The organism is Aeromonas sp. QDB14, from assembly GCF_027707845.1.
Taxonomy (GTDB): Bacteria; Pseudomonadota; Gammaproteobacteria; order Enterobacterales; family Aeromonadaceae; genus Aeromonas; species Aeromonas caviae.
In genome coordinates, this window is sequence record NZ_JAPCJD010000080.1 from 1 (window position 1) to 18,758 (window position 18,758).

Annotated in this window: 15 protein-coding genes; 6 read left to right on the forward strand and 9 right to left on the reverse strand. The window is 64.4% G+C overall.

The annotated features are described in order from the left end of the window. Nucleotides 1–72: 72 nt before the first annotated feature. Nucleotides 73–207 (reverse strand): hypothetical protein, encoded by a 135-nt coding sequence (locus PG887_RS18860; RefSeq protein WP_080988631.1) that lies wholly within the window; start codon nt 205–207, stop codon nt 73–75. Between the two features lie 236 nt (nt 208–443). On the opposite strand from PG887_RS18860, the gene PG887_RS18865 reads away from it, so the two are divergent. Together PG887_RS18865 and PG887_RS18870 are read left to right on the forward strand one after the other, a co-directional pair. Beyond that, a complete protein-coding gene (locus tag PG887_RS18865) occupies nt 444–1,721 on the forward strand; it encodes an alpha/beta hydrolase (RefSeq protein ID WP_270822584.1) in 1,278 nt (425 codons plus the stop codon). Between the two features lie 97 nt (nt 1,722–1,818). Continuing rightward, on the forward strand, nt 1,819–5,379 hold the full coding sequence (locus PG887_RS18870; protein WP_270822586.1) for an ATP-binding cassette domain-containing protein: 3,561 nt from the start codon (nt 1,819–1,821) through the stop codon (nt 5,377–5,379). Between the two features lie 55 nt (nt 5,380–5,434). Here the strand turns inward: PG887_RS18870 and PG887_RS18875 are convergent, their stop codons facing one another. The 5 genes from PG887_RS18875 to trmB all read right to left on the reverse strand — a co-directional run bounded on the left by PG887_RS18875 (nt 5,435) and on the right by trmB (nt 9,236). Continuing rightward, nucleotides 5,435–5,641 carry a YgdI/YgdR family lipoprotein gene (locus PG887_RS18875; protein ID WP_041215736.1) on the reverse strand — a complete coding sequence of 69 codons (207 nt, stop codon included), beginning with the start codon at nt 5,639–5,641 and terminating at the stop codon, nt 5,435–5,437. Nucleotides 5,642–5,824: 183 nt separating this feature from the next. Further along, the gene (locus PG887_RS18880) at nt 5,825–7,108 is read right to left on the reverse strand and encodes a sulfurtransferase (protein ID WP_439824595.1); all 1,284 of its coding nucleotides are present in this window, start codon (nt 7,106–7,108) and stop codon (nt 5,825–5,827) included. A gap of 38 nt (nt 7,109–7,146) precedes the next feature. Next, a complete protein-coding gene (glsB, locus tag PG887_RS18885) occupies nt 7,147–8,067 on the reverse strand; it encodes a glutaminase B (protein WP_266140266.1) in 921 nt (306 codons plus the stop codon). 96 nt (nt 8,068–8,163) lie between these two features. After that, nucleotides 8,164–8,496, reverse strand: a complete 333-nt coding sequence (locus tag PG887_RS18890; RefSeq protein WP_042879866.1) for a YggL family protein — start codon at nt 8,494–8,496, stop codon at nt 8,164–8,166. Nucleotides 8,497–8,522: 26 nt separating this feature from the next. Continuing rightward, complete coding sequence (gene trmB, locus PG887_RS18895; protein ID WP_010675501.1) at nt 8,523–9,236, reverse strand: tRNA (guanosine(46)-N7)-methyltransferase TrmB; 714 nt, start codon at nt 9,234–9,236, stop codon at nt 8,523–8,525. Nucleotides 9,237–9,496: 260 nt separating this feature from the next. Here trmB and PG887_RS18900 point away from each other — a divergent pair, with 260 nt between their 5' ends. After that, nucleotides 9,497–10,564, forward strand: a complete 1,068-nt coding sequence (locus PG887_RS18900) for a M28 family metallopeptidase (RefSeq protein ID WP_213319691.1) — start codon at nt 9,497–9,499, stop codon at nt 10,562–10,564. 199 nt (nt 10,565–10,763) lie between these two features. Beyond that, a complete protein-coding gene (locus PG887_RS18905) occupies nt 10,764–11,945 on the forward strand; it encodes an aminotransferase-like domain-containing protein (protein ID WP_104455346.1) in 1,182 nt (393 codons plus the stop codon). 64 nt (nt 11,946–12,009) lie between these two features. Here PG887_RS18905 and PG887_RS18910 read toward each other — a convergent pair whose 3' ends face one another. Beyond that, on the reverse strand, nt 12,010–13,551 hold the full coding sequence (locus tag PG887_RS18910; RefSeq protein ID WP_270822588.1) for a cyclic diguanylate phosphodiesterase: 1,542 nt from the start codon (nt 13,549–13,551) through the stop codon (nt 12,010–12,012). Nucleotides 13,552–13,796: 245 nt separating this feature from the next. On the opposite strand from PG887_RS18910, the gene PG887_RS18915 reads away from it, so the two are divergent. Next, entirely contained in the window at nt 13,797–14,702 is a 906-nt protein-coding gene (locus tag PG887_RS18915) for a TIGR01777 family oxidoreductase (protein ID WP_270822590.1), read from the forward strand. Nucleotides 14,703–14,744: 42 nt separating this feature from the next. On the opposite strand, the gene PG887_RS18920 is transcribed toward PG887_RS18915, so the two are convergent. Both PG887_RS18920 and PG887_RS18925 read right to left on the reverse strand, forming a co-directional pair. Beyond that, the gene (locus PG887_RS18920; RefSeq protein WP_270822591.1) at nt 14,745–17,186 is read right to left on the reverse strand and encodes an ABC transporter permease; all 2,442 of its coding nucleotides are present in this window, start codon (nt 17,184–17,186) and stop codon (nt 14,745–14,747) included. A gap of 64 nt (nt 17,187–17,250) precedes the next feature. Beyond that, a complete protein-coding gene (locus PG887_RS18925) occupies nt 17,251–17,961 on the reverse strand; it encodes an ABC transporter ATP-binding protein (protein ID WP_010675507.1) in 711 nt (236 codons plus the stop codon). A gap of 57 nt (nt 17,962–18,018) precedes the next feature. Here PG887_RS18925 and PG887_RS18930 point away from each other — a divergent pair, with 57 nt between their 5' ends. Further along, nucleotides 18,019–18,627, forward strand: coding sequence for an arylesterase (locus PG887_RS18930; RefSeq protein WP_039040186.1), 609 nt, complete (start codon nt 18,019–18,021; stop codon nt 18,625–18,627). Nucleotides 18,628–18,758 lie beyond the last annotated feature (131 nt).

An 18,758-nucleotide genomic window follows, 5' to 3' on the forward strand; every position in this document is an offset into this window, starting at 1 on the left:
TCATGATGAACCCTGTTCCATGGCTCCAGATGACAAACATGATCTCATATCAGGGACTTGTTCGCACCTTCCCTAACCGCCGTTGCAGGCCGCCAGCAACAGAGTGGCACCACAGGTGGCGCTGAACACCAGCAAACCCGCCTGCAGCCCCCCCTCCGGATCCCTCTGTGTGCGTCTCTTGCGAACACGTATCCATCTCGGCTTCATCGAGCCAACTCCATCCAGTTTCCTGCACCCGGGGTGCTGACCTATCCCTGCCCATCCCGGCAGGCGGCTCATCTTTGTCCAGTTGCAGCCCGCCGTCAACTGCGGCGAAACCACACCTTGTACGGCACCGACCTCAGACTCCATCTCTGTTAACAATCTGGAAAACCGGCGTGACCCGCTCCTGCGCCAGGGCTATGATGAGGCCGACGATTTGCCTACCCTCAGGGAGACCCCAGATGAGCAGCCCCTTGCACTATGCGCTGGATGGCATCCATTGCGAGCCACACTTTTTTACCGTGCCCCTCGACCACCAGCATCCCGACGAGGAGGCGACCCTCACCCTGTTTGGCCGCACCCTCTGCCGCAAGGACAAGCTGGATGATGGCCTGCCCTGGCTGCTCTATCTGCAGGGGGGCCCGGGTTTTGGCGCACCTCGCCCGACCGCCGATGGCGGCTGGATCAAGCGGGCCCTGCAGGAGTTTCGGGTGCTGCTGCTCGATCAGCGCGGCACCGGCCACTCCACCCCCATCAGTGCTGACGCCCTGGCGGGGATGACCCCAGGTGAGCAGGCGGACTACCTCGGCCATTTTCGCGCCGACAGCATAGTGCGCGACGCCGAATGCATTCGTGAGATGCTGAGCCCGGGGCGCCCCTGGAGCCTGCTCGGCCAGAGTTTCGGCGGCTTTTGCAGCCTCACCTACCTCTCGTTGTTCCCAAGGAGCCTGCACGAAGTCTACCTCACCGGCGGCGTGGCCCCCATCGGGCGCAGTGCGGATGAGGTCTACCGCGCCACCTACCAGCGGGTAGCGGACAAGAACCGCGCCTTCTTCACCCGCTTCCCCCATGCCCAGGCCCTGGCCAACCGGCTGGCCAACCACCTGCACCACTACGATGTGCGCCTGCCCAACGGCCAACGTCTGACGGTGGAGCAGTTGCAGCAGCAGGGGCTGGATCTGGGGGCCAGCGGCGCCTTCGAGGCACTTTACTACCTGCTGGAAGACGCCTTCATCGGCGAACGCCTCAACCCCGCCTTCCTCTACCAGGTGCAGGCCATGCAGCCATTCAACACCAACCCGGTGTTCGCCATCCTGCACGAGCTCATCTATTGCGAAGGGAGTGCCAGCAACTGGGCGGCCGAGCGGGTGAGAAGGGAGTTTCCTGCCCTGGCCTGGGCGCCAGGCAAAGATTTCGCCTTCACCGGCGAGATGATCTTCCCCTGGATGTTCGAGCAGTTCCGCGAGCTCATTCCCCTGAAGGAGGCCGCCCACCTGCTGGCCCAGAAAGCGGACTGGGGCCCCCTCTACGATCCGGTGCAGCTGGCCCGCAACACTGTGCCGGTGGCCTGCGCCGTCTATGCCGAGGACATGTTCGTGGAGTTTGACTTCAGCCGCGACACCCTGAAGGGGCTTGGCAACAGCCGCGCCTGGATCACCAACGAGTACGAACACAACGGCCTGCGGGTCGATGGCGAGCGGATCCTGGACCGTCTCATCCGCATGAACCGGGATCGCTGATCCCGCCGGGCGCACGCCCGCAGCAAGACAACAAGTTCGAGGGCGGCCCATGAACCGCCCCGCCCATGGAAGCAACACAAAACAACAAGGACACCCATTGGATCATCCGGAAATCTCGGCCGGCTGGCTGAGTCGCCTCTTCTATCGCTGGACCGGCCCGCTGCTGCGCAAGGGGCTGACCCAGCCCCAGGTCAGTCTCGACGATCTCTATCCCCTGCTGCCGGAAGACAGGCGCGACGGCCGCGCCGACGCCTTCCTCGCGCTCACCGCCCGCCAGCCGGTGCGCCCCTGGCCCCTGACCGCCTTTATCTGGCGCCATTACAAGGGACGGATTGGCCTGCTCACCCTGCTGCAACTGCTCGGCATGCTCGCCACCCTGACCAGCCCCTGGCTGCTCAACCACAGCATGACCCAGCTCGGCACCGATGCCACCACCGGCCACAAGCTGCTGCTGGCCCTGGCCCTGTTCGCCTCCGTGCTCGCCGCCGGCATGCTGGCGGAGCACTCCCTGCAACTGGCCCTAAAGATGCACGTGCCCATCCGCCGTCTGCTGGCCGAATCCCTGCTCGCCAAGGTGATGAAGCAGGGTGGCAAGAGCTTCGACGACAGGGCCGGCGGCCGGGTTCAGAACCTCATCAACCGGGACGTGTGGGACATCACTTGGATCCTGGCTGACCCCGCCATGCCGGTCACCATGGCGCTGCAACTCATCGGCACCATCGCCCTGCTGGTGTGGCAGGTGGGCAGTGCCGGTCTGGTGGGCTTCGCGGTGCTGGCCCTGCTGCTGCTCATCTCCACCCGGGTGGTACGGCGCATGAACCAGCAGGAGCAGCAGCTCAAGCGTCAACAGGACGAGCGCAACGGCATCCTGGCGGAATACATCAAGAAGCTGCGGCTGGTGCGCCAGAACGGGCTTGGCCCCTTCTTCACCCGGGCGGCCAACACCAAGCGCCAGCAGGAGTTGGGAGTGCTGGGCAGGGTGCTCAGGCTCGATGCTATCAACGAAGGGCTGATGCTGAGCACTCCCCTGCTGGTGACCCTGGCCACCTTCACCACCTACCTGGCGTCGGGCAACACCCTCACCCTGCCCCAGGTGTTCACCACCATCGCCCTGTTTACCGTGCTGCGCATTCCCATGATGCGACTGCCCTACCTCATCCGCACCCTGATCAACTTCAACACCGGCTTCAACCGGCTGTGCGAGTTCCTGAACAGCCCGGAACAGCATCGGGATCTCACCGATCCCAGCTTGCCGGTGGGCAGCCTGCGGCTCGACAACGTCACCGCCCTGCACCAGCAAAAACCGGTGCTCGAGGGAGCCAACCTCGCCATCGCACCGGGGGAGCTCGTGGGGATCACCGGGGCCACCGGGGCGGGCAAGAGCTGCCTGCTGCATCTGGTTGCCGGCTTTGACAGCGAGTTTGCCGGCAGCATCCGTCGCCACGGCCGGGTTGCCCATCTGGGCCACAAGCCCTGGCTGATGAACGACACCATCCGCAACAACATCCTGTTCGGCCAGCCCTGGCACGCCGAGCGCTATCGTTGGGTGCTCGGCGCCTGCGCCCTCACGGCCGATCTCGCGCTGCTCAGCCACGGGGATCAAACCCTGGTGGGGGAGCTCGGCACCCGCCTCTCCGGCGGCCAGCAGCAGCGGGTCGCCCTGGCTCGCGCCCTCTACGCCCGGGCCGATATCCTCCTGCTGGACAACCCCTTGTCTGCGCTCGACCCCATGGTCGCGGCCCAGGTACTGGAGCAGGGGCTCGCCTTCAAGCCGGGGCCGACCCGGCTCCTGGTGAGCCACGACCCGGATGTGCTGGCCAGGTGCGATCGGGTGATCCGCATCGAGCAGGGGCGCCTGGTGGAGCTCGATGCCCACCAGTTGGCGGATCTTGTCCAGCATCCCCAGCCCGCCCCGCCGGTGCCCCCTCAGGAGGCGGAGCAGTTCAGCGAGGAGAAAGTGGTGGAGGGCAAGGTGGACTGGGGGCTGTTTGGCTTCATGTGGCAGCGCCTCGCCGCCCCCGGTGCCATCCTGCTCGTCCTGCTGCTCACCCTGGGCCAGGAAGGGCTGCGCATCGCCTCGGATCTCTGGCTCGGCGGCAAGGCCGAGGTGAGCGACGTCACGACCCTGCTCGGCATCTATGTGCTGCTGGGGGCGGGCTCCCTCACCTGCATCATGGCGGTGCGAGTCATCAACTACAAACTCGGCCTCAAGCTGGCCTGGACCCTGTTTGACGGCATGCTGGGACGCATCAGCCGCGCCCCCATGGCCTTCTTCGACAAGGTCCCCCAGGGGCGCATCCTCAACCGCTTCGACCGGGATCTGGGGGAGGCGCAAGAGATGCTGCTCTCCATGCTGGTGGGACTGTTCGGCATGCTGGTGTCCGTGGCCTTGCAGGTGGTGGTGATCGGCATCAATATTCCCCTGCTGCTGCTCATCGCCCCCCTGGTGGGATGGGCGCTCTATGTGTTGCAGCGCCGCTACCGGGCGGTGCAACTCAAGCTGCGGCGCCAGTCCTCGGTGCTGCGCTCCCCGCTCTACATCAGCATCAGCGAGACCATCCGCGGCGCCCCCGCCCTGCGCCTGGCCGGGGCCGAGCGTTTCGCGCTGGACCAGGTGCTGCACCACTATGACAACAACCTACGCAGCTGGTACACCACCACCTCCATCAACCGCTGGCTCGGCATGCACCAGACCCTGCTCTCCGCCGCCCTGGTGGGGGCCGTGGCACTCATGGTGGCCTTTGGCAACAGCCCGCTGCTGGGGGCGGTTGCCATCACCTATGCCTTTACCGCTTCCGCCATGCTCAACTCCCTCATCCGCACCTTTGCCGAAGTGGAACAGGTGATGAACGCGGTAGAGCGGGTGCGCGAATACAGCGAAATAGAGAGCGAACGCCAGGAGGGAGAGGCCCTCGCCCCCCCTCACCCCGCAGTGCGCTTCGACAACCTGGGGCTGCGCTACCCCCAGACCAGCCAGTGGGCGCTGCACAAGGTGAACTTCGAGCTGGCCCCAGGTGAAAAGGTGGGTGTGTGCGGGCGTACCGGGGCAGGCAAAAGCTCCCTGCTGGGGGTATTGCAGGCCATGTATCCCGCCTCCCAGGGGGAGATCTTCTACGGCAATCAGCCACTGTCACGACTTGCACCGGAGGCGGTGCGCGATCTCTACGACACCGTCTCCCAGATCCCGCTCACCTTCTTCGGTACCCTGCGGGCCAATCTGGCGCCCCTGACCGAGCATGAGGACGCCGTGCTTGAGCAGGCGCTTGCCCGGGTGGGCCTCGCCGAGCGCTGCGCAGGGCGGCTGGACGAGGATCTCGACAGGCTGCAACTCTCCGCCGGCGAGACCCAGCTGCTGGTGATCGCCCGCATCCTGCTGTCGCGCCGACCGCTCATCGTGCTGGACGAGGCCACCTCGGACCTCGATCACGGCGGCATGCGCAAGATGGCCGAGCTGCTCTACCGCTACCGGCCGGAGGCCAGCTATCTGGTGATCGCCCACCACCTGGAGCCGCTCTTGTCGGTGGACAAGGTGGTGGTGATGGAGGCCGGCACCGTGGTGGAGCAGGGGTCGCCGGTGAGCCTGCTGGCCAACTCCCACTCCCGCTTCCACCAGCTGTTTGCCGGCCAGGTCAACCGCCAGGTGCCCCAGACGGCATGAGCACCAAAAATAACAAGGGCTGCCCCCGGGCAGCCCTTGTTGCTTGAGGAGAGCCTCAACGCTCCATGATCTGGGTGATGTCGTCCTTGTTGATATGCACCTCCCGCCCCTCTTCATCGTAATAGCGATACATGCCTGTGGTCTCGTCCAACCTGGGTTTGCTGTCGGTGGCAATCATCTTGCCATCCTTGGTGCTCATGATGTATTGGGAGCTGCACCCCGCCAATCCCAACAGACAAACCAGCATCATCACAGCTTTCATCACTCTCCCCTTCTTCACGCTCACCCTGGCGGTGATAGATGAAGCCTAGCTCAACCGGATGGCCCGTTTACCTTGATTGCAGCAACAGGATTCACAGAAAGAATCCACCTGCTATAGCCATTGAAAATGATCTATCAAGAAAAGAAAGACCGGACATCTGTCCGGCCTGCTCTGGATTATTAGTTACTTGCCCGGCTTGCGCTCGCCGGTGACGGTGGGGTTGGCCGGATCCATGCTCCACTCGAACCATCCGCCGTCGTAGACGCTGATCCGCTTCCAGTCCATCAGCCAGGCGTAGAAGAACGCCTCGGAGGCGCGCCAGCCGGTCCCGCAGTAGAAGGCGGCCTGCTGGGTCGGCTCGATATTCCACTCGTCCCACATGGCGAGGATCTCGCGGGCGGGCTTCATGGTGCCGTCCGGGTTGTGGAAGTCGCTCATGCTGTTGGCATCCACCCCGCCATGACCCCATCTGGCCCCGGGAATGTCCCCCTTGGGCTTGATGTAGCTGTAGCCCGAGGTATTGCCCACGAACTCGTCCCAGGTGCGCACGCTGACCAGAGCGCCGTCCGGTTGCTTGAGCAGGGCCTTGGCCTGGTCAAGGGTGGTGTAGAACTCGGGACGGGCGGGGATGGCCACGCCAAACTCCCTGGCCGGTTTGAAGGTATTGGCCAGACCGGTCTCGGTGCGCAGATGCTGCACGAACCAGGCCTCCAGCCCGCCGTCCAGCAGCCGCACATCCTCGACCCCCGCATACATCATCAGATGGGCCGCACGGGCCGCCGCCATGGTGTTGCGGCCATAGAGGATGACGGTGGTGTCATGACGGATGCCGTTCTCCAGCAGCAGCGCCTTGAGCGCCTCGTCAGAGACCTTGTTCCACAGCGGCTCCCCTTCCAGCCGGTTGGTGTCGATGTAGCCGGCTCCCGGAATGTGGCTCAGCAGATAGGCCTTGGGGGATCCCCAGTCCACCTCGAACACCTTCCACTCCCCCTTGGGGGCGGCGATGACCGGCTTGCCTGCCTGCAAGTCTGCCAGCCAGAGCGGATGGACCAGCTGCTGCCAGCGTGCCAGATGCTCCCGGGGCGCCTCTTTCCATTCCTGCAGCTCGAACAGCTGCTTGATGCCCTGCTGGCGCAGCAGACGGGCCACCTCGGCCACCTCGCGAGGGGTGCCATAGAGGGCGACGGGTTTGTCGGCCTTCAGACCCTTGCTCGCAAGCGCCACAGGCCACTCCTCGTCACTGTATTTCCACTCTGCGGAGAGCAGCTCGGCACCGGCCACATGGCCCCCCTGCTTCTCCCCGTCCATGGGCCAGCCCTGATAGAAATAGCTCGGGCGGGTATCCAGGATCACCGCCTCCTTCCCCTTGGCATCCGCCAGGGAGAGCGGGGGCAGCTCGGCGGCCAGCGCGGGCCAGGCACACCAGAGCAGCAAGGCGGTCAGGCCGCTTCGCCACAGTCCAGTCATTCGTTTCATGATGTCGTCTCGATGCATAGTGAAAAGAGTTAAAAAATGGAGCGGCCCAGGCGCTCGGCCAGCAGCTCCAGCGCCGCCGTCCCGGCCAGGGAGTTGCCCGCCTTGTTGAGCTCGGGTGACCAGACGCAGATGGAAAGCTCTCCCGGGATCAGCGCCATGATGCCGCCCCCCACCCCGGATTTCCCCGGCATGCCGACCCGGTAGGCGAAGTCGCCCGCCTCGTCATAGAGGCCGCAGGTCGCGAGCAGGGCATTGACCTGCTTGGTGGTCCGGGCCGGCAGCAGGGGCGTGCTCTCGCCAAGAGGGACACCCCGGTTGGCCAGATAGACGAAGGCTCGTGCCAGATCGACGCAGCTCATGCGGATGGCGCAGGCATTGAAGTAGCTCTGCAATACCTTGTCCACCTCGTTCTCGAAGTTGCCATAGGCCTTCATCAGATAGGCGATGGCGGCATTGCGGGCGGAGTGCTGGTACTCGGAGCGCGCCACCACCTGATCCGCCATGATGGCCGGGTTGCCGCACAGGCGGCGCACCAGCTCCAGAGTGCGTTGGCGAGGAGCGGTGAGCCGGGTTTCCAGCAGATCGCTCACCACCAGGGCACCGGCGTTGATGAAGGGGTTGCGGGGAATACCCTGCTCGAACTCCAGCTGGACGAGGGAGTTGAACGGCTGGCCGGAGGGCTCCTTGCCCACCCTGGCCCAGATCTCCTCCTCCTGATAGAGGGTCAAGGCCAGCGTGAGGCTCAGGGCCTTGGAGATACTCTGGATGGAGAAAGGCTCGAAAGCGTCACCTGCGGTGAACAATTCCCCTTCAACGGTACAGACCGCGATCCCCAGCCGGTCGGCAGGCACCTGGGCCAGGGCGGGAATGTAATCGGCCACCTTCCCCTGCCCGAGCTGCGGACGCACCTCTTCCAGGATGCCGGCCAGTAATTCGGATGACAACACCATTGGCTATTCCATGACGTGAAACGAGGCGGGGCCAGCCCACCGACAAAAATCCCGCCGGCGGCGGGATTTTCTATCTGCCCAGGAGGCAGTCAGATATCAGGCCGGCTCGCCGTACCAGAGATCGAACAGCTCGGTGACCACCACGGCCTCCAGCCCTTTGCCTTGCAGCCAGGTCTGAACGGCGGAACGGTCTTCGTCGGAGCACTTGCCGAGCTGCTGGGTGCAGATCATCCCTTCCCAGGCCAGGTGACCCGAGCCGGCGAAGGCCAGCTTGCGAGGCTCAATCACCTCGTCGATCAGCGCATCGACCACGGCATCAATGGTCTCTTCGGCGGTGCCGACCGGGAAGTTGAAACTGATGTCGAACCCCATTTCCTGGAATTCATCGACGCGCAGTTTCTTGCGCAGACGGCGGCTACGGTTGGCCATGATAGCTCCTTAGTTGATACGTTGACTCAGTTGACTCGTTTGAAAATCAGATCCCAGACACCGTGGCCCAGACGATGGCCACGCTGCTCGAATTTGGTCAGGGGGCGCCAGTCGGGACGGGGCACCCAGTTGCCGGTGGCGGAGGTGTTCTCGTACCCCTCGGCGGCACTCATCACCTCCAGCATGTGCTCGGCGTAGTTTTCCCAGTCGGTGGCCATGTGGAAGACGCCACCGATGGCAAGCTTCTGGCGGATATCCTGGGCAAAGGCAGGCTGCACGATGCGGCGCTTGTGGTGGCGGCTCTTGTGCCAGGGGTCAGGGAAGAAGAGCTGCAGGCAGGAGAGAGAACCGTTCGGGATCATGTGCTCCAGCACTTCCACCGCATCGTGGCAGATGACGCGCAGGTTGGTGACGCCCGCCTCCTGGGCGGTGCCAAGGCAGGCGCCCACACCCGGAGAGTGCACCTCGATGCCGATAAAGTTCTTCTCGGGGGCGTTCTTGGCCATCTCCACCAGGGAGGCGCCCATGCCGAACCCGATCTCCAGCACCACGGGTGCCTCGCGGCCAAACAGGGCCACCATGTCGAGCGGCTCTGGTGCGAAATCGATGCCCATGACCGGCCAGAGCTCTTCCAGGGCCTTCTCCTGCCCTTTGGTCAGGCGGCCTTCGCGACGGACGAAGCTGCGGATCTTGCGCATGAACTTGCCGTCTTCGTTAAACACATCTTGGGTCACAGACATAGTAAATTGCTCGTTATTGCATCGCTCTGGAACAGAGCCGACATAAATGGATCGCTCGTTATTGCATCAGTTCGCAAAAACAGGGGAGCGAATTATCCCAAGATAGGCACAAGGCGCAAGTGTTTCCCACAACAAATCCCCCGGGACTGCCCACATCCACCGGCAAGGTTGACAAATGCCACCCCCTTCACAGAATCTGCCGGACGTCGGGTTCATCCTGACGCGGAAAAATAAAACCATATACAACAAAGGATTGCAGTATGAAGAAAACCCTGTTGGCCCTCGTCCTGCCTGCCCTGCTGGCCGGTTGCAACCCCTCTGACAATGACTCCCAACCCCCTGCCCCCGCGGCTCAGGCCCATGAATTTCTGGTGCAACTGAGCTCTGGCGCAGAAGGGATAGGCGCTCGTCCCACAGGCACCGAGGCCGAAACCCGCGCCGCCGCCTGGATCCAGGATCACCTGGCCGGTTGGGGCTACGAGGTGCAGAACCAGCCATTCACCTACACCCGGGGCGGCACCGAACGCACCTCCCAGAACATCGTCGCCGAGCTCAAGGGTCAGAGCGACAGGGTGATCCTCATCGGTGCCCACTATGACAGCACCGGCGAGAAGAAAGGATCCGAAGGCGCCACCGACAACGGGGCTGGCGTCGCCGCCCTGCTGGCGGTTGCCGAAGCACTCAAGGGAGAGACCCTGCCCTACACGGTGCGTTTCGCCTTCTTCGGCGCCGAGGAGAACGGCCTCAACGGATCCAAAGCCTATGCCGCCAGTCTCGACACCGACGCCGTCGCCAAGCTGCTGGCCATGGTGAACTACGACACCATCGCCGGGGGTGACATCGTCTATGTCCACTCGGCCCACTCCGACGTGGCCGAGTACAACTGCGCCGACCCGAGCCGCTACAGCTTCGATCCCAAGGTGCGCGATCGCCTGCTGGCCATCTCCCAGCAGACCGCCACCCCGTTCGCCATTCACCCCAGCTACAGCGGCTACCCGGAAGGGGAGACCGGCAGTTGGTCCGATCATGCCCCCTTTGCCTGCCTGGGGGTGCCCATCGCCTACGTGGAGGCCACCAACTTCACCATCAACGGGGAAGATGGCTATGACGGCTACTCCCAGAGCACCAATCCGGCGCTGTGGGACTGCTACGACGACGCCACCAAGAGCGCCTGCGACCGGGACAGCGAGACCCAGTGGGGCAAGATCTGGCACACGGAGCATGATCGCCTCGACAAGATGGCCGAGCTCTTCCCGGGCCGGATCGAACAGCAGCTCGGGGCCAATACCGACTTGATGATCCGCTTCCTCAAGGCGCCGGGGCTCTGAGCCCCATCCCGCCCGATGCCCCCCTGACAGGGGTTTTTGCGCCCCTGACCGGGGTCGGGACGATAAAATTCGGGCAGGTGCCAAACCTGCCCTTTTTTATGGATTTTTGTGACAGCCATTGCCTCATTTCTGAAATCTGATACAAACGGATAACCTGGCGGTTGAATGGAGCGACCGCCACCTAGTCAGAGAGAACCCTATGCAGCCGTTTTTTGCCCAGCGCTTCGAGAAGGTCGAGCCTTCCTTTATCCGCGAAATCCTCAAAGTTGCCGCCAATCCGGAGATCATCTCCTTCGCCGGCGGCCTGCCCAACCCCCATCTGTTCCCGGTCAAGGCCATCGAGCAAGCGTGCCAGGACGTGCTGCGCGAGCAGGGAGCCGCCGCGCTGCAATATGCCACCACCGAGGGCTTTGCCCCGCTGCGCCAGTTCATCGCCGACCGCTACCTGAGCCGTCACGGCATGACCGTCAATCCTGACAACATCCTCATCACCAGCGGCTCCCAGCAGGCGCTGGATCTGCTGGGCAAGGTGCTGGTGAACGAGGGGCAGGATCTCATCATCGAAGAGCCGGGCTACCTTGGCGCCATCCAGGCGTTCTCCGTCTATCAACCGAATTTCAAGCCCATCACCCTGGCGGAAGAGGGGCTGGATCTGGCCGCGCTGGATGCGCTGCTGGAGCAGGGCTCCAGCGCCAGGCTGCTCTACGGCGTGCCCAACTTCCAGAACCCGAGCGGTGTATCCTACAGCCGCGCCAACAGGGAAGCCCTGGCGGAGCGCCTGGTGCGCCACGATCTGCTGATGGTGGAAGACGACCCCTACGGCGAGCTGCGCTTCGAAGGGGAGCACCTGCCCCCCATCGCCAAGCTGGCCCCCCACAACACCGTGCTGCTCGGGTCCTTCTCCAAGACGGTGGTACCCGCCTTCCGCCTGGGCTGGATGGTGGTGCCGGACTGGCTGCGCAAGAAGGTCACCATTGCCAAGCAGGCCACCGACCTGCACAGCAACGCCTTCAACCAGCAGGTGCTGCACCGCTTCCTGACCGACAACTCCCTCGACGCTCACTTGGAGAAGATCAAGGAGGTATATGGTCGCCAGCGTGCCGCCATGGAAGCCGCCCTCGCCCGCCACTGTCCGCCCGGCGTCAGCTACACCCGTCCCGAAGGGGGCATGTTCCTCTGGCTGACCCTGCCGCCCAGCGTCAGTGCCATGGCCCTGTTCGACGAGGCCATCAAGGAGAAGGTTGCCTTCGTGCCCGGCGCCCCCTTCTATGTGCGCCCCGAGATCCAGAACACCCTGCGCCTGAGCTTCTCCTGTGTGGATGAGGCGACCACGGAAGAGGGTGTTCAGCGTCTGTGCCGCGCCCTGGCCCGCATGCTCTGAGCCATCCGGCCATAAAAAAACCAGCGACCGGGTCGCTGGTTTTTTTTTGCCTCGCGCTTGCCCCTCAGCGCCCCTGCCCGGCCAGCTGGCTGACAAACTCCTTCATGGGCATGGGCCTGCCAAACAGATAGCCCTGCAGGAAGGTCACCTCGCGGGCCTTCAGATAGTCGGCCTGCACCTGATTCTCCACCCCTTCCGCCACCAGTTGCAGACCGAGCCGGGTCGCCAGATCGATGACGTTCTCCACGATGTGGCTGGAGAGCGCGTCCGACCCAATCATGCCGACGAAGCTCTGATCGATCTTGAGGAAGTCGACCTGGAAGGTCTGCAGGTAGGTCAGGCTGGAGTGACCGGTGCCGAAATCGTCGATGGCGATGAAGACCCCGAGGGCATGCAGCTCGGCAAAGAGCCGGTCCGTCGTCTCGTCCGCCACGATGAGCTCGCGCTCGGTCAGCTCCAGCACCAGCTTGATGGGGTTCCCCTTGAAGGCGTTGATGAAATCCCGGCAATCCTCCACCAGGCTCAGATCCTTGCAGTGGCTGGCGCTGATGTTGAAGCCAAAGTGGAACCCTCGCGGCAGATGGTGCGCCTTGCCCGCAAACTGTTCGCGCACCTGCGCCATCAGCAGCTGGGTCATGGGCACGATGAGACCACTGTCCTCTGCCAGGGGAATGAAGCGATCCGGCGAGATCATCCCCTGACGGGGATGTTGCCAGCGCATCAGCACCTCACAACCGCTCCATTGGCCGTCCTCCCCGTTCACCACGGGTTGCAGATAGGGGATGAACTCCTGCTGGGACAGTGCCCGTTTCAGCTCCTGGGCCGGCGAAGTCGAACGGCCCATCAGCCAGAAGACCGCCACCCCGAGCAGCAGGCTCAGCAGAGGATAGATAATGACGCCCACCTTGGAGTAGTCCCAGATGTGGGCACGGTACTCATCCACCGACACCGTGGTCACGACCTTGAACGGGTACCTGGTCGAGACCTGTTCGAGATAGCCATTGCGATCCTTGGGGATCAGCTTGTCGGTGAGTTCGCTGTTTCGCAGCAGCATCTCGTTGCCGACCACCAGCCCCAGTGGGGAGTTGCGGCTCAGCATGTCCAGGATGTTGAGCAGGTAGTAGCCGTCGACCCCCACCAGCACGCTGAACTCGCCCACCTCTTCCCGGTAGGCGATGAGGGGGCGATTCGGGGTGACCGGGTTGCCCTTCATCAGGTCGAGCCTGCCCCCGACATAGTCATCCAGTTTGATGCCGCCATCGACCGGGCCATAGAGGGAAGAGCAGTAGATCCGATCCCCCCTGGCCAGGTTGACGCTGCGCACATCCGGCACCGTAGCCACCTGATCCCTGAGCCCCTGCACCACCTCGAGACAGGGCCTGCCCAGGCTGCCGGTGAGGGCCGACGCCGCCAACTGGGCATTGTCCAGAGTGCGGTCGAACATGACCCTGGCATGTTCCAGGCGCGCCACCGCATCCTGTTTCACGCCGGTGGCGGTCTGCCAGATGACGATGACGAGCCCAAGGAGCATGGGCAACAGACCGGCCAGCAAGGCACAGAGCAGCCGGACATAGAATTGACGCACCTTCAAACGTCGAAATGGCATAACGGCCCTCATGAACATGGCGAAAAAGCGCTCGAGTTTACCCGCTGGCGCCCGTTTGGCAAGCCGGAATGAGCCCCTGATACCGCCGCGCCACGGCGCCCCCCGTGGTCGCAAAGCCCGGCAACCCCGTGGACAAAGGGGGCGGCGTCTTGGGAGACAAAAATCATAATGCTCATAAAAACAGGAGCTTGTCCATCGGACACCCAGGCTCTAGAGTAGACCCTAGAGCGTCAGGGAGGCAGGACATGAAGATACTGATCACGGGGGGCACGGGGTTTATCGGCCGCCGTCTGGTGGCACACCTCAAGGTGGCGCACGAAGTAGTCGTGCTGACCCGCCAGGGCAGCCGGGCCTACGAGCTGCTCGGCCACGATGTCACCCTGCTGGACAGTCTGGACAGGCTGGATCACCTCAATGACGTGGACATCGTCATCAACCTGGCCGGCGAACCCATCGCCGCCGGACGCTGGAGCGAGTCCCGCAAGCAGTTGCTCTGCAACAGCCGCTGGCTGCTGACCGAACAGCTGGTGGATCTCGTCAAACTCTCCAGCACGCCCCCCAGATTGCTGCTCAATGCCTCCGCCATCGGCTGGTATGGCCGCCAGGATGACGCCCCTCTGGATGAAACATGCCAGAGCCCTCACGACGAATTCACCCACCGTCTCTGTCAGCGGTGGGAGCAGCTTGCCCAGCAGGCCCGCTCAGCCCAGACCCGGGTCTGCATCCTGCGCATCGGCCTGGTACTCGGCATGGAGGGGGGCGCCTTGCCCAGGATGCTGCCCCCTTACCGCCTCGGCCTCGGCGGCCCCATGGGCAGCGGCACCCAGATGATGAGCTGGATCCACGTGCAGGATCTGGTGCGGGCCATGCTGTTTCTCATCGAGCACAGCGAGTGTGAGGGCATCTTCAACGGCACGGCCCCGCAACCGGTCAGCAATCGCCGATTCAGCGAGACCCTGGCCGCCACGCTCCATCGCCCGCACCTCTTCTTCGTACCGGCCCCCCTCCTGCGACTCCTGATGGGAGAGGCGGCGGATCTGCTGCTCACCGGACAGCAGGTACTGCCCGCCCGCTTGCAGCAGGCCGGTTTTCACTTCAGTTTCCCGGCCCTGCCCGGCGCTCTGGACAATCTGCTGCACTCACCCCGTTGACCCAATGACACATCCCGACCGAGGTCGGGATGTGTCGAGCTATCAGAGCAGCCCCTGCCCCAGTCCCCTGAGCCGGTCGCTCAGGGTACCCGCCAGCAGTTGGCGGCGCATGCCCTGTCCGGCCAGGGTCACCAGCACGGCCCCAAGCAGGGGGAGTGCAACCCAGATGGCCCAGTGGAACTGCCACTGCGCCCCCTCCCACCACCACTGCAGACCGAAGGAGCAGAGCTCCACCACCATGGCGGCGCAGAGCCCCGCCAGGGCACCGCTCGCCACCAGCTCCCAGCGCAGCATCTTCTCGAGCAGGGCGCTGCCCGCCCCCAAGGTGCGCATCAGCAGCAGCTCCCGGCGGCGATGGGCCATGCCGGCCTGGGTCTGGGTCAGCAGCACCAGCAGGGCGGCCACCGTCACCAGCCCGAGCATCAACCCCAGGGCGCGGCTCACCTGATCGGAGACCAGGGTGAGGCGGCCTATCAGATCCTCCACATCGATGAGGCTCACCGTGGGGTGGCGGCGGATGAGTTCCACCTCTGCTCCTCGCCCCTCAGGCGGCAGACGATAGCTGCCGAGCCAGGTCTGGGAGAAGGGGGCCAACACGTCCGGCGAGAAGATCATGTAGAAGTTCGGCCTCATGTTGTCCCACTTGATGGACCTCAGGCTGGTCACCCTGGCCTCGAACGCCCGCCCCTCTATGGTGAAGCCGAGCACGTCTCCGAGTGCGATGCCGAGCCGTCCCGCCAGTGCCTCGTCGACGGAGACCTCCCCCTTGTCGGCCAGCCATTGACCGGCAGTAACCTTGTTGTCGGCAGGCAGGGCCGATGTGGTGGTGAAGTTGAGCTCCCTGTCCACCCCCTCCCGCGCCGCATCCTCCCCCACCGCCTCACCGGCGATACGGGTCAGGCGCCCGCGCACCATGGGGTAGAAGTCCGAGGTGATGGCCCCGGCCTGGTGCAGATCGGCCAGGATCCCTTCCCGCTCGCTGTCCGCCACATTAACCAGGAAGCGGTTCGGGGCGTCGGCAGGCAACCGGGTGGAAAAATCCTCCAGCAGATCGACCCGCGCTGCCCACAGCAGCCCGAACAGCATCAGGGCCAAGGCGAAGCCCGCCAACTGGAACAGACCACTGCCCCGCTCCCGGGAGAGGTGATTGATGGCCAGGCGCAGGGCATGGGGCCCCTTGAGCCGACTGCCAAGACGCAGCAGCACGGAGGCGAGCAGGGCCAGCAGCGCCATCAACACCCCCATGCCACCAATGAGCCCGCAGGCCAGCCTGATGTCGGCGGTAAAGCCCCACACCAGGGCAAACAGCCCGATGAGCCCCACGGGCACCGTCAGCCAGGGAGGGATCCCCGCCTCCAGCTCCCGGCGCAGCACCCGCAGCGGCGGTACCTTGAGCAGCCTCAGGAAGGGGACGAACGCCAGCATCAGGGTGATGAAGAAGGCGACCGCGAGGCCCAGGGCGAAGGGTCGCCAGGAGGGGGGCGGCAGATCCGCAGGCAGCAGATCCCCCAGCAGGTTCAGGGTCAGCCACTGCATGGCGCTGCCCGCCACCAGCCCCATCAGGGCCCCCACCAGGGTCAGGGAGAACAGCAGGGTGCCCATCAGTTGCCACAGGGTGCGCCGCGAGGCCCCCAGGGTCTTGAGCAGGGCCACCATGTTGGTCTGGCGCTCGGCGAAATGGCGCACCGCTATCCCCATGGCCAGGGCGCCGAGCAGCACGCCGGCAAGGGATGCCAGACGGAAGAAGCGCTCGGCATTGCCCAGGGATTTCCCCACCTGGGTACCCTGATCGTCGGGTTTGACGAGCTTCTGCCCGGCGCTCAGCCTGGGGTTGAGCCAGGCCTCATAGCGGGCGATGGCGTCACGGGGCCCCTTGACGAGATAGCGCCACTGCTGGCGACTGCCCGGCAGCAGGGCCCCGGTCGCCTCGATATCGGCGCTGTGGATCAAGGCCCTTGGCGCCATCTGGAAGGGGCTGAACCCCTGATCCGGCTCCTGGCCCAGCTCCCCTGCCACCGTCAGCCGGGTGTTGCCGACCTCGAGTGCCTCCCCCACCTTGGCGCCGAGCAGTTGCATCACCCTGGCGGAGAGCCAGATCTCGCCGGGCGCCGGGGCGCGCTGGGGAGTGAGCTCCAGCTTGCCGTAGAAGGGAAAATCCCCGGGCACGGCGCGGATGGAGGCCAGTTGCAGGGTATCGCCGTGAAACAGCATGCTGTTGAAGCTGACCGTGGTCTGCACGGCCAGCCCCTCCTGATGCGCCTGCGCCAGCCACTCTGCCGGTGCCGGCGTCGCGGAGCGCAGCACCCTGTCCCCTCCGATGAAATCCCGCCCGGAGGCCTTGAGCCCCGCATCCAGCCGATCCGCCACCAGAGCCACGCTGAGCACGCAGGCGACGCTCAGCGCCAGCGCCAGCACAAACCAGCGCAGCTCCCCGCTGAACCCTTCCCGGCGCAGCAGCTTCAATCCCAGTCGCCACTGACTCATGACGCCTCCCTCACCGTCCATGCTGCTGCCAACGATCGCCTGGTGCAGCTCTGTCTCCACTGACTCATGACAGCTCTCCCACCCTGGCCGCCATGACAGTCTGTGCCTCCAGCCGCCCGGCTGACATCACCAGCTGCCGCTGGCAGCGCTGGGCCAGCTCATGGTCATGGGTCACCACCACCAGGGTGGTGTTGTGCTCGCGGTTGAGACGAAACAGCAGTTCGATCACCGTCTCCCCTGTCTTGCTGTCGAGGTTGCCGGTGGGCTCGTCCGCCAGCAGCAGGCTGGGGCGGGTCATGAAGGCACGGGCAATGGCGACCCGCTGCTGCTCGCCGCCGGAGAGGCGCGGCGGCAGGTGGTGCAACCGCTCTCCCAGACCGACCTGGGCCAGCAGCTCCCGGGCACGGGGCTCGCTGTCGGTCTCCCCCCGCAGCTCGGCCGGCAACATGACGTTCTCCAGGGCGCTCAGGGTGGGCAGCAGCAGGAACGACTGGAACACGAACCCCACCTGCTCGGCCCGCAGCCTGGCGCGTCCCTCCTCGTCCAGCCGGGTGAGGGAGTGGCCGAGGATCTCTATCTCGCCGCTGCTCGGCAGATCGAGACCGGCCAGCAAACCGAGCAGGGTGGACTTGCCGGAACCGGACGCACCGACCAGCGCCAGCGTCTCGCCGGTATTGACTTGCAGATCGATCCCTTCAAGGATGGTGAGGCTTTCCTGACCGAGGCGAACGGTTTTACCGAGCCCCCTGACGGCGATAATGGGCGTTGAACTCATCTTGGGTATCCTGTTTGCCTGAACCTGTAATGACAATAGAACGTGGGAGTTGACTGCATGATGCGTCTCTTGTTTGCCGTGAGTTGCCTGTGCTGCTGGGCAGCGTCCGTCCAGGCCCAGACCCTGCTGGTACTGGGCGACAGCCTGAGTGCCGGCTACCAGATGCAGGCCGAACAGAGCTGGCCTGCCCTGCTCAATGAAAAGTGGCAGCAGCAGGGGGGAGAACACACCCTCATCAATGCCAGCATCAGCGGTGAAACGACCCAGGGCGGCCTGGCCCGCCTGCCCGCCCTGCTCGAAACCCACAAACCGGACTGGGTGTTGATCGAACTCGGCGCCAACGACGGGCTGCGGGGCTTTGCTCCCGCCATCACCCGGGCCAACCTGACCAAGATGATCGAGCTCACCCGAGCGCACCAGGCGAAGACGGTGCTGACCCAGATCCTGCTGCCCCGCAACTATGGGGCGCGCTATCTGCAGCAGTTCGAGCAGATCTTCCCGGATCTTGCGAAGGCCAACGACCTGCCGCTGATGCCCTTCTTTCTGGATGATATTGTGCTGCGCCCTGAACTCATGATGAACGATGGACTGCACCCGACGGCTGCCGCCCAGCCCCGGATCCGCGACAAGGTCGCCCGCTTTGTCGAGCCTCTGCTGACACAATAGCCCGGTGGCCGGGCCCATGGCCCTTCCCCTTGCTCAGCAAAAAGCCCCCGCATGGCGGCAATGCTGTTCACTTAAGCGGAGCCGCATTGCGATTTACCGGAAAACGGGTCTTTGATATCTTCACCGCCCTG

Coding starts and splice junctions, on each gene's coding strand:
- PG887_RS18860 (WP_080988631.1), bottom strand. CDS start 207: ATGAAGCCGAGATGGATACGTGTTCGCAAGAGACGCACACAGAGGGAT.
- PG887_RS18865 (WP_270822584.1), top strand. CDS start 444: ATGAGCAGCCCCTTGCACTATGCGCTGGATGGCATCCATTGCGAGCCA.
- PG887_RS18875 (WP_041215736.1), bottom strand. CDS start 5,641: ATGAAAGCTGTGATGATGCTGGTTTGTCTGTTGGGATTGGCGGGGTGC.
- PG887_RS18880 (WP_439824595.1), bottom strand. CDS start 7,108: ATGACTGGACTGTGGCGAAGCGGCCTGACCGCCTTGCTGCTCTGGTGT.
- glsB (WP_266140266.1), bottom strand. CDS start 8,067: ATGGTGTTGTCATCCGAATTACTGGCCGGCATCCTGGAAGAGGTGCGT.
- PG887_RS18890 (WP_042879866.1), bottom strand. CDS start 8,496: ATGGCCAACCGTAGCCGCCGTCTGCGCAAGAAACTGCGCGTCGATGAA.
- trmB (WP_010675501.1), bottom strand. CDS start 9,236: ATGTCTGTGACCCAAGATGTGTTTAACGAAGACGGCAAGTTCATGCGC.
- PG887_RS18900 (WP_213319691.1), top strand. CDS start 9,497: ATGAAGAAAACCCTGTTGGCCCTCGTCCTGCCTGCCCTGCTGGCCGGT.
- PG887_RS18905 (WP_104455346.1), top strand. CDS start 10,764: ATGCAGCCGTTTTTTGCCCAGCGCTTCGAGAAGGTCGAGCCTTCCTTT.
- PG887_RS18910 (WP_270822588.1), bottom strand. CDS start 13,551: ATGCCATTTCGACGTTTGAAGGTGCGTCAATTCTATGTCCGGCTGCTC.
- PG887_RS18915 (WP_270822590.1), top strand. CDS start 13,797: ATGAAGATACTGATCACGGGGGGCACGGGGTTTATCGGCCGCCGTCTG.
- PG887_RS18920 (WP_270822591.1), bottom strand. CDS start 17,186: ATGAGTCAGTGGCGACTGGGATTGAAGCTGCTGCGCCGGGAAGGGTTC.
- PG887_RS18925 (WP_010675507.1), bottom strand. CDS start 17,961: ATGAGTTCAACGCCCATTATCGCCGTCAGGGGGCTCGGTAAAACCGTT.
- PG887_RS18930 (WP_039040186.1), top strand. CDS start 18,019: ATGATGCGTCTCTTGTTTGCCGTGAGTTGCCTGTGCTGCTGGGCAGCG.